This is a genomic window from Dactylosporangium sp. NPDC050588 (assembly GCF_040654975.1).
GTDB lineage: Bacteria > Actinomycetota > Actinomycetes > Mycobacteriales > Micromonosporaceae > Dactylosporangium > Dactylosporangium maewongense.
In genome coordinates this window covers 251,899-262,239 of the sequence record NZ_JBFAJA010000002.1, presented here as the reverse complement: position 1 = coordinate 262,239, position 10,341 = coordinate 251,899, and the positions used below count along the sequence as shown (strand labels likewise).

At 71.0% G+C, this 10,341-nt stretch carries 7 protein-coding genes; 2 read left to right on the top strand and 5 right to left on the bottom strand.

What is annotated here, in order from left to right; translation table 11 throughout:
- The first annotated feature begins 1,046 nt into the window (after positions 1-1,046).
- On the top strand, positions 1,047-2,831 hold the full coding sequence (gene rny / locus AB0I21_RS02385) for a ribonuclease Y (RefSeq protein ID WP_360558443.1): 1,785 nt from the start codon (positions 1,047-1,049) through the stop codon (positions 2,829-2,831).
- Between the two features lie 104 nt (positions 2,832-2,935).
- Here the strand turns inward: rny and AB0I21_RS02380 are convergent, their stop codons facing one another.
- The 5 genes from AB0I21_RS02380 to AB0I21_RS02360 all read right to left on the bottom strand — a co-directional run bounded on the left by AB0I21_RS02380 (position 2,936) and on the right by AB0I21_RS02360 (position 9,439).
- Positions 2,936-5,980 carry an ABC transporter substrate-binding protein gene (locus AB0I21_RS02380; RefSeq protein ID WP_360558442.1) on the bottom strand — a complete coding sequence of 1,015 codons (3,045 nt, stop codon included), beginning with the start codon at positions 5,978-5,980 and terminating at the stop codon, positions 2,936-2,938.
- A gap of 52 nt (positions 5,981-6,032) precedes the next feature.
- On the bottom strand, positions 6,033-6,896 hold the full coding sequence (locus AB0I21_RS02375) for an amino acid ABC transporter permease (RefSeq protein ID WP_344507747.1): 864 nt from the start codon (positions 6,894-6,896) through the stop codon (positions 6,033-6,035).
- Positions 6,893-7,549, bottom strand: coding sequence for an amino acid ABC transporter permease (locus AB0I21_RS02370; RefSeq protein ID WP_344507745.1), 657 nt, complete (start codon positions 7,547-7,549; stop codon positions 6,893-6,895). The genes AB0I21_RS02375 and AB0I21_RS02370 overlap by 4 nt, the downstream gene beginning before the upstream one ends.
- A gap of 146 nt (positions 7,550-7,695) precedes the next feature.
- Positions 7,696-8,655 carry a glutamate ABC transporter substrate-binding protein gene (locus AB0I21_RS02365; RefSeq protein ID WP_360558440.1) on the bottom strand — a complete coding sequence of 320 codons (960 nt, stop codon included), beginning with the start codon at positions 8,653-8,655 and terminating at the stop codon, positions 7,696-7,698.
- Positions 8,656-8,683: 28 nt separating this feature from the next.
- A complete protein-coding gene (locus tag AB0I21_RS02360) occupies positions 8,684-9,439 on the bottom strand; it encodes an amino acid ABC transporter ATP-binding protein (RefSeq protein ID WP_360558438.1) in 756 nt (251 codons plus the stop codon).
- 110 nt (positions 9,440-9,549) lie between these two features.
- Between AB0I21_RS02360 and AB0I21_RS02355 the strand changes: the two genes are divergently transcribed.
- Entirely contained in the window at positions 9,550-10,332 is a 783-nt protein-coding gene (locus AB0I21_RS02355) for a 5'/3'-nucleotidase SurE (protein ID WP_360558436.1), read from the top strand.
- The last annotated feature ends 9 nt before the right edge of the window (positions 10,333-10,341 follow it).

The window sequence follows — 10,341 nt, the reverse complement described above, 5'->3', positions numbered from 1 at the left end:
CGCGGTTGGCTGGTCCGGGAGCGCTACCCGCGCGGTTGGCTGGTCCGGGAGCGCTACCCGCGCGGTTGGCTGGTCCGGGAGCGCCACCCGCGCGGTTGGCTGGTCCGGGAGCGCTACCCACGCGGTCGGCTGGTCCGGGAGCGCTACCCGCGCGGTTGGCTGGTCCGGGAGCGCTACCCACGCGGTTGGCTGGTCCGGGAGCGCCACCCACGTGGTCGGCTGGTCCGGGAGCGCCCCACGCGGGCGGCTTGATCGAAGGACGGGGCTGGCCGCGATCACGGCCAGATCCGTCCGTTGATCACGCGGCCCGGCCCGGTCGCCACCCCCGAGAGAAGCGTCACCGCGTAGAAACGGGTGCCGGAGGGTATGGGCGTGGCTCAGGCGCCGGCGAGGTGAGGGCAGCTAGCAGAACGCCACCTGGCGTCAGCGGCGTGGCGGGGAGGGTGGAGTGCGACGAGCTTCGATGGTGTGGTTGGTAGGCGCACGGTCTGTGGTGGAATGATTGCAGCAGGGCTGATGCCGAGGTTGAGCAGCTTGCGAACGGACGACTACTGGCGGTCGACAATTTTGAGGTGAGTGCGACCGACATGCCGGAAAGGTCTGGTCAAATGTCACTGGTAGGGTGTTTCGCCTGGCGGGGGTCTTGACGGACTTAAGTCCCGTATGGTGCCCGATCATGAGTCCTTGACCGAAGCGCCCTTCACGACCTAGCCTCGGCGTTACCAGATGGAGACCGCCCAACCACCGCGGGTTTACCGCACAACATAGATCGCGTCACAGATCAGCAACGTTTATGCACGACATATAAGCGCCACGCCTTGCGGGAGGTGTGGTGTCGACCGGTCTTCGGGGCACCCTGTGTCCCGATATTGATACATCTTGATGGCAGGCTGTGGTCGGGCGTCTCCTCCACAACATCCCGCGTTGCGCCACCCTGCGCAGCGCCGAGCGGAGCGAGGTGACGTCGTGACGGAGTGCGCCCCTGCCATCCTCCGCGAACGACTCGCAGGTCGTCAGCACGCGACCAGTGCCGCCGAGGTGACCGCGTGACCGGCCTGCAGGTCGTGCTCCTCGTCGTGGTCGTCGTCATCGGCCTCGGCGTCCTCGCCGCGCTGCTGGTCTCGCTGAAGATCATGCGCCGGCTGCACGCCACGGCCGCCGCGCCCGCTCAGCCTGTCGCCGAAGATCCCGCGTTCCTCGCCGAGAAGGACCGGCAGGAGCACTCGCTCGCATCCCTGCGCACCGCCGCCGAGGACGCCACCGCCGCCGTGGACGAGGCGAGGGCCGTGGCGGCCGCTGCGCGTACCGAAGCCGCCGCCGCGAAAGCGGAGGCCAGCTCCGCCAGGTCGGAGGCGCGACGCATCCTCGACGCGGCGCGGGCCGAGGCCGACTCGCTGCTGGAGCGGGCGCACCGGCAGGCCGAGGTCGACGCGGAGCAGGCCAGGGCGGCCGCGCGCCGGGCGGGGGAGCGGGAGGTCAGCCAGCTGACCACGGTCGCGAAGGAGCAGTCGCAGGACGCGGAGCGGCGCCAGCGCCGGCTCGACGAACGGGAGCGACTGCTCGCCGAGGAGGCCGAGCGGCTCGCCGAGCGCGACCGGCGCATCACCAGCACCGAGGCCGACCTGCTCGAACGCGAGGCGGCCTTCACCCGCCGCGAGGTCGAGATCGCCGCCGGCGAGGAGCGGCACCGCGAGGAGCTCGAACGGATCGCCGGCCTGACGACCGAGGCCGCCCGGGTCGAGGTCATCGAGACGATCGAGGCGCAGGCGAAGCGGGAGGCCGCCCTCCTCGTCCGCGACATCGAGAACGACGCCCGCAACACCGCCGACCAGCGGGCCCGGCACATCGTCGTCGACGCCATCCAGCGGGTCGCCAGCGAGCAGACCGCCGAGAGCGTCGTCAGCGTCCTGCACCTGCCCAGCGACGAGATGAAGGGCCGGATCATCGGCCGCGAGGGGCGCAACATCCGCGCGTTCGAGTCGACGACCGGGGTCAACCTGATCATCGACGACACGCCCGAGGCGGTCCTGCTGTCGTGCTTCGATCCGGTCCGGCGCGAGATCGGCCGGCTCACGCTGGAGAAGCTCGTCCTCGACGGCCGGATCCACCCGCACCGGATCGAGGAGGTGTTCGAGCAGGCGAAGCACGAGGTCGAGCGCCTCTGCCTGCGCGCCGCCGAGGACGCCCTGGTCGAGGTGGGGATCACCGATCTGCATCCGGAGCTGATGACGCTGCTGGGGCGGCTGCGCTACCGCACCTCCTACGGCCAGAACGTCCTCAAGCACCTCGTCGAGACCGCCCACATCGCCGGCATCATGGCCAGCGAGCTGCGCCTCGACCCGAAGCTCATCAAGCGCAGCGCGTTCCTGCACGACATCGGCAAGGCGCTCACGCACGAGGTCGAGGGCAGCCACGCGCTGATCGGCGCCGACGTCGCCCGCAAGTACGGCGAGTCCGAGGACGTCGTGCACGCCATCGAGGCCCACCACAACGAGGTCCTCCCGCAGACGATCGAGGCCGTCCTCACCCAGGCCTCCGACGCCTGCTCCGGTGGCCGTCCCGGCGCCCGCCGGGAGAGCCTGGAGGCGTACGTCAAGCGCCTCGAACGCATCGAGGAGATCGCCGCCGGCAAGTCGGGCGTCGAGAAGGTCTTCGCGATGCAGGCCGGCCGCGAGATCCGGGTCATGGTCCGCCCCGACGACGTCGACGACATCGGCGCCGCCGTCCTCGCCCGCGACGTCGCGAAGCAGATCGAGGAGGAGCTGACCTACCCCGGCCAGATCCGCGTCACCGTCGTCCGCGAATCGCGCGTCACCGAGATCGCCCGCTAGGAAGCACCGAGGGCCTCCGGCCCGCCGAAGGAACGGCCTGCCGAAAGCGCCCATGTACCCCCCGACACAGGCGGCCGGACGTGGGCGGACGCCCGCAGCGTGCGTTACGGGGCGATCGTGCTCTCCGACGACGCGTAGCCGCCGCCGATCTTGTAGGACCAGATCTGGGGGTCGGGGACCGAGAGGTCGCCGTTCGAGGCGAACTTGTACGGCCGGGCGATGCCCTTCGCGTCGTACTTGTTGACGAAGGCGAGCATGTCCTCGCGGGTGGCCTTGCCGGCCGTGAAGCCGGCCAGGATGATGCTCGCGCCGTCGTAGGCCTCGGGGCCGTAGTAGCCGGCGCTGGTCTTGTACGCGGCCTGGTAGCGCGACGCGTAGTCGTTGCCGGCGTGGTCGCTCGGGATGCAGGGGCAGGTGACGACGATGCCGTCGGCGGCCTTGCCGAGCGTGTCGACGAACAGCTGGGTGAAGAGCCGGTCGCTGACAACGACCGCGATCGCGGGCTTCGCGGCGCGCAGGGCCTTCAGGAACGCGGTGCCGTCGTCGGCCTCGCCCGCGTAGTACACGGCCTCGGGGGCGGCGTTCGTGACCTGGGTGACGGCGGCGGAGAAGTCGGTGGCGGTGCGGCGGATCGAGACGCTCGTGGTGACGCTGCTGCCGAGCGTGGCGCTGACCGCCTGCCGGGCGACGCCGCCGAAGTCGGAGTCGTCGTAGACCAGGACGACCTTCGAGGCGCGCAGCGTGTTCTTGATGTACCGGGCGCCGGCCGCCGCCTGGTCCTTGTCGTTGGCGATGAGCCGGTGGAACGTGGACCAGCCCTTCGCGGCGAGGTCGACGTCGGGTGCGAACGTCGTGAAGAACGGGATGCCGGCCTTCTCCAGGACCGGGGCGGCGCCGAGGACCTCCGCGCGGTACGAGGGACCGACGACGCCGATCACCTCGCTGTCGGCGACCAGGGTCTCCGCGGCGGCCTTGCTGCCCTCCTCGGTGCCCTTCGTGTCGAACTCGACGAACCCGACGTTGCAGCCGGCGTGCTTGGCGTTGTAGTCGTCGACGGCCAGCTTGGTCGCGTTGCGCATGCCGTTGCTGTCCTTGGAGCCGGTCCCGGCCAGGATGCCGAGGAACCCGACCTTGTGCCCGCAGGCCGGCGAGACCGCCGGCCCCGCCTGGTTGGTCGGGCTGCTGCCGCCACCGCCCGGCTCGACGTCGTCACCGTTGCGGTTGACGGCCCAGACGATGCCCGCGACGACCAGCAGCAGGGCGAGCACCCCGCCACCGACGGCGGCGACGAGCGTCTTGCCGCCCCGGCCGTTCGCGGAGGGCGGCGCGGACGACGGGTAGGCGGGCGGCCCGGACGCCGGCGGACCCGACGTGGGCGCCCAGCCCTGCACGGCGTTGACCGGAGGCCCGGCCGCGGGCGGCGCGCTCACCTGCGGCCGCTGTACCGGCGGCGCCTGCTGGAACTGCGCCGGCGGGACGACCGGCCGCTGCTGCACCTGCGGCTGGACCGGCTGCTGGAACTGCGCGGGCGCCTGCTGCGGAACGACCGGCGGCACGGGCTGCTGCGGGACAACCGGCGGAACAGGCTGCATCGGCGGCTGGTACTGCGCGGGCTGCTGCGGCACGGGCTGACCGACGGGCGGCCGCTGGACCGGCTGCTGCGGCACCGGCGGCTGCTGGACCGGCTGCTGCGGCACCGGCGGCTGCTGCGGAGGAACGGGCGGCTGCTGCGGCTGAGCCGGCGGCTGCTGGTACACCTGCGGCGGCTGCTGACGGCTCGGCACCACCGGCATCGATCCGGTCTGCAGCAGCGGCGGCAACCCCGGGTTCATCGACGGCATGCTGAACCCCGGGGACACCGGCGTCGCCGACACGGGCTGCGCCGAGACGTCCCCGCTGACCTCATGCGACGGCCCACCAGAAGTCGGCCCGCCAGAGGACGGCCCACCGGACGAGGGCCCACCGGACGACGGCGCACCGGACGACGGCCCGCCAGAGGACGGGACAGGCACCGGGCCGAACGGCCCCGACGCGACCGGCGTCGGCGCGCCCCCGACGTGCGCCCGCCCCGTCGGCGGCGCGAGGTGCAGCGCGCCCTCCGCCACCACCAGCTCGGGCTGCTCGATCGCCGTCGGTGCCAGCCCGAACGCCCGGTGCAGCAGCGTCGCGGCGAGCGGGATGCGCGACGAGCCGCCGACCAGGAACACCGCCGCCAGGGGCTGCCCGGCGACGCCCGCCGACGACACCGCGAGCTGCGTCGCCGTCACGGTCCGGTCGAGGATCGGCCGTGCGAGCTGCTCGAGCTGCTCGCGCCCGATCGGCACGCTCTCGTCGTACAGCGGCACATGGACATACGTGGTCGCGGCGCGGCTGAGCATCTCCTTGGCGAGCCTGGCGTCCTCCCACAGCTGCCAGGCGGCGCGCCGGTCGGACTCGCTCTCGGGGTTGGTGAGGCGGCGCCACTGGTCGCCCTCGCGGCCGGTGAACGCGCGGCCCAGGTACGCCACGACCGCGGCGTCCACGTCCAGACCGCCCGCGTCGGGAAGGCCCTCGCTGGCGAGGACGTCGAAGCCACCGCCGGCGTTGCGGCGGACCACGCTCGCGTCGAAGGTGCCGGCGCCGAAGTCGTACACGACGGCGATGCCGCCGACAGGGACGTGGGTGCCGACGGTACCGACGAAATAGGACGCGGCGGCGACCGGCTCCGACGAGAGGAAGGGGCTCGGGAAGCCCGCGGCGACGGCCGCCTGCGACAGCGTCTGGCGGCGCTGCGGCGGCCAGGTCGCCGGGTGGGTCAGGTTGACCTCGTTGGGGTACGCGCCGGCGACCCGGTACGTCTCGGCGGCGACCCGGCGCAGGACGGTCGTGACGAGGTCGAGGACCGGGACGTCCTGCTCGCCGAGCCAGACGGTGCCTTCCTCGACGCGGCGCTTCGGGTACGGCTCGAAGCGGTGCGGCTGCAGGCGCGCCGAGTGCACCGCGTCACGCCCCGTGAGGACGGTGCCGTCGGCGTTGACGTACACGGCGGAGGGCAGCAGCGGCGAGCCGTCGAACAGCAGCGGCTTCGTGCGCCCGTCCGGCCAGCGGAGGACGGCGACGGTGTTCGAGGTGCCGAAGTCGATGCCCAAACGAAAGCCGGTGTCCGCCACCCGCGCAGCGTACGTACTACGCGCAACGTTGCCAATCAACCAACGGCCAAGCTCATACGGCCTGGTTGACGTCGGCCAGCTTGACGGGGCGCGCGGCCGTCTTCACCTGCTTGGGGCCGCCCATGAGCCGCTTCTGCAGCCAGAAGGCGAACCACGACAGCAGGCCGCAGGTGCCGATGTAGACGGCGGCGACGACGAGGTACCCGGGGACGTACGGGAAGCCGAAGAGCAGCCGGCCGCCGAACTGCTTGCCGTAGTACAGCAGCTCCGGCAGCTGGATGATGAACCCGAGCGCGGTGTCCTTCAGCAGCACGACCAGCTGGCTGACGATCGCCGGGAGCATGGCCCGGACCGCCTGCGGCAGCAGGATCGACGTCATGACCTGCGACTTGCGCATGCCCAGCGCGTACGCGGCCTCGGACTGCCCGCGGTGCACGGCGAGGATGCCGGCCCGGAAGATCTCGGACAGGACCGCGCCGTTGTACAGCGTGAGGCCGATCACGAGCGGCCAGAACGGGCCGACCTTGTAGCCGAGCTGGATCGGGCCGTAGTACGCGAAGAAGATCAGGATCAGCAGCGGGATGGCGCGGAACAGCTCGACGAAGCCCGACGCCGGCGCGCGGAAGACCGCGTGGTCGCTCAGGCGCGCGGTCGCCAGCAGCGCGCCGAGGAGCAGCGCGAGCACGGCCGCGGCGCCGGCGGCGCGCAGCGTGGTGAGGTAGCCGTCGAGGAGGTCCTGCTGGATCTTCGTGTACTGGAACTGCTCCCAGCGGAGCGCCTCGAACTGGCCGGTGTCGTAGAAGCGCCAGACGACGTACGCGAGCAGCGCGACGATGCCGAGTGCGCTGACGATGCCGATGATGCGGTACCGCACGCGGGCCTTGGGGCCGGGCAGGTCGTAGAGGACGTTGCTCATCGGGCGACCTTCCAGCGTCGTTCGAGCATCCGTTGCAGGGTCACCAGCGGCACCACGAGGATCAGGAACCCGATCGTGATCCACAGCAGGCCGTAGATCTGGTTCTCGCCGCGCTCCGAGAGGTAGAACGTGATCGCGCCGGCCTCGGCGACGGAGAAGCCGGCCGCGACGGTGGTGTTCTTCAGCATGGCGTTGAGCACGCTGACCAGCGGCGGCACGACGGTGCGGAACGCCTGCGGCAGCACCACGTTGGTGAGCACCTGCAGGAACGTCATGCCCAGCGCGCGGGCCGCCTCGGCCTGCCCGACGGGCACCGTGTTGATACCGGAGCGCAGCGCCTCACACACGAACGCGCTCGTGTACGCGGTCAGCGCGACGCACGCGCCGGTGAAGAACTCGAAGTTGACGCCGAGCTTCGGCAGCGCGAAGACCTGCAGCGCGAAGATCAGGGTGAGTGGCGTGTTGCGCAGCAGCAGCACGTAGGAGCTGCCGAACGCGCGCAGCGCCGGGATGGGGGAGACCCGCATCGCCACCAGCAGCGTGCCGAGGACGATCGATCCGACGGCGGAGATCAGAAAGAGCTTCACCGTCTCCCAGAAGTGGGAGCCGATGACGTCCCAGTTGTCCGTCAGGACATGAAAAAAGTCGCTCACGCCGGGGTGACCTCCACTTCCGCCCTTTGTTGCTCGTCCACGGCACGCGCTTTGTTCGCGGGACGCGCTTGGTTCATGGGACGCGCTTTGAGTTCATGGGACGGGGCGCCGCCGTTCGGATTGGCGGCGCCCCGTCTGTGGCTGGATCAGTACTTCTCGAGGGTGGGCGGGCTGCCCGCCGAGCCCGACTTGCCGAGCGTGCCGTCGTAGATCTTCTGCCAGGTGCCGTCGCTGAACGCGGCCTCCAGCGAGGCGTTCACGAAGTCGCGCAGGGCCTTGTCGTCGTGCCCGAGGCCGATGCCGTACTTCTCCGGGTAGGCCTTGCCGGTGGCCGGGTCGAGGAACGGCTTGCCGACGACCTTCAGCTGCGACGGAGCCTGCGCCGCGAAGCCCTTCAGGATCGCGTCGTCGGTGGTGACCGCGTCGACCTTCTTGTCCAGCAGCTGCGACACGCACTCGGAGTAGGTCTTGAACTCCACGATCTTGTCCGTCAGCTTCTGGTCACGGACCCGCTGGATCGGCGTGGAGCCGGTCGCGGAGCAGACCGTCTTGCCCTTGATGCTGTCGGAGCCCGTGATCGAGGAGTCGTCCTTGCGGACCAGCAGGTCCTGCGCGGCGACGAAGTACGGGCCGGCGAACGACACGTCCGCCTTGCGCTTGTCGGTGATCGAGTAGGTGCCGACGTAGTAGTCGACCTCGCCGCCCTTGATCGCCGTCTCGCGGTTGGCGGAGGCGATCTCCTTGTACTCGATCTTCGCCGGGTCGATGCCGAGCTTCGACGCGATCAGCTGGGCGATCTCGATGTCGAAGCCGCAGCGCTTGCCGGCGGCGTCCTTGTAGCCCAGGTTGGGCTGGTCGAACTTGACACCGATGACGACCTTGCCGGCCGCCTTGATGCGGTCGAACGTCGGGCTGCCCGTGATCGCCACGCCGGTGGCCGGGGTGAACGTGGTGCCGGACGAGGTGCAGGTGTCGCTGGCCGGCGCCGCAGCGCCGGAGCTACCGCCCTCGGCCGACGGCGTGGGCGTGCCGTCCTTGCCGCAGGCGGCCAGGCCGAGCGCGAGCGTGACGGCGGCGGCTGCCGCTGCGATCCGCGTGATGCGCATGATGGTCGCTATCCCCTTTCGTGGGTTTCTAGTGCGTCAGGATCTTTGACAGGAAGTCTTTGGCGCGGTCGGTGCGCGGGTTGGCGAAGAACGTCTTCGGGTCCGCCTCCTCGACCAGCTGGCCGTCGGCCATGAACACGACCCGGTTGGCGGCGTGCCGCGCGAAGCCCATCTCGTGCGTGACGACGACCATCGTCATGCCCTCGCTCGCGAGGCCCGTCATGACCTCGAGCACCTCGCCGACCATCTCCGGGTCCAGCGCGCTCGTCGGCTCGTCGAAGAGCATCGCCTTGGGCTGCATGGCGAGGGCCCGGGCGATCGCGGCGCGCTGCTGCTGACCGCCGGACAGCTGCGCCGGGTACTTCTCCGCCTGCGCGGCGATCCCCACCCGGTCGAGCAGGCCGAGCGCGCGCTCCCGCACGACCGCCGGCTTCTCCTTGCGGACCTTGACCGGGCCGAGCATCACGTTCTCGAGGATGGTCTTGTGCGCGAACAGGTTGAACGACTGGAACACCATGCCGACCTCGCTGCGCAGCCGCGCCAGCGGCCGGCCCTCCTGCGGCAGGCGGGTGCCGTCGAAGACGATGTCGCCGTTGTTGATCGGCTCCAGGCGGTTGATCGCCCGGCACAGCGTCGACTTGCCGGAGCCGGACGGGCCGATCACGACCACGACCTCGCCCCGGGCGATCGACAGGTTGACGTCCTTGAGGACGTGCAGCTCGCCGAACCATTTGTTGACGCCGCTGAGCACGATCAAAGGCTCGTTCGTCATCATCCGCCCCATCGCAGTGCTTGGCTCCGTCGGTGCGCTCGACGTTAGCGGTGCTCATGCCCACGAACAGCCGCATAGCGGTCACGGACGGATAACGGCCGGTGGTTGTCACAATGATGACCATGCGCATCCTGGTGACCAACGACGACGGCATCGACAGCCCCGGCCTGCACGCGCTCGCCGCGATGGCCGTCCGCCAAGGCCACGACGTGGTGATCGCGGCGCCGGCCCGGGAGGCCAGCGGCTCGGGCAGCTCGCTCACCGGCGTGGAGGCCGACGGCCGCATCGCCACCGAGACACGTGCCGCGTTGTTCGCCGATGTACCGACGTACGCCGTCTCCGCGTCGCCCGCGTTCATCGCGCTGATGGCGACGCGCGGCGCGTACGGGCCGGAGCCGGACGTCGTGCTCTCCGGGATCAACCGCGGCCCCAACACCGGCGCCGCGGTCCTGCACTCCGGCACGGTCGGCGCCGCGTTCACCGCCGTCGCGAACGGCTGCCGCGCCATGGCGGTCTCCCTGGACGTGCCGTTCCGCGCGACCTCCGGCGAGCCCGAGGAACGCTGGGACACCGCCGCCGAGGTCGCCGGTGACCTGCTGCCGCTGCTGGCGCCGGGGTTCGTGCTCAACGTCAACGTGCCCAACCTGGACGCCGGCGACCTGCGCGGCATCCGCCGGGCGACCCTGGCCCAGTTCGGCACGGTGCAGATGGTCCTGATGGAGCAGGGCCACGGGTACGTGCGGATGTCCCTCGAACAGAGCGACCACGGCGCGGAGCCCGGCAGCGACGACGCGTGGCTGCTGGACGGCTACGTCGCGGTCACGCCGATCCGCCCGCCGCACGAGGCCGGCGACGTGCTCCTGCCGGGGCTGGTGGATACCGCCGGAGAGCACGTCGGCGGCTAGACTTCTCGC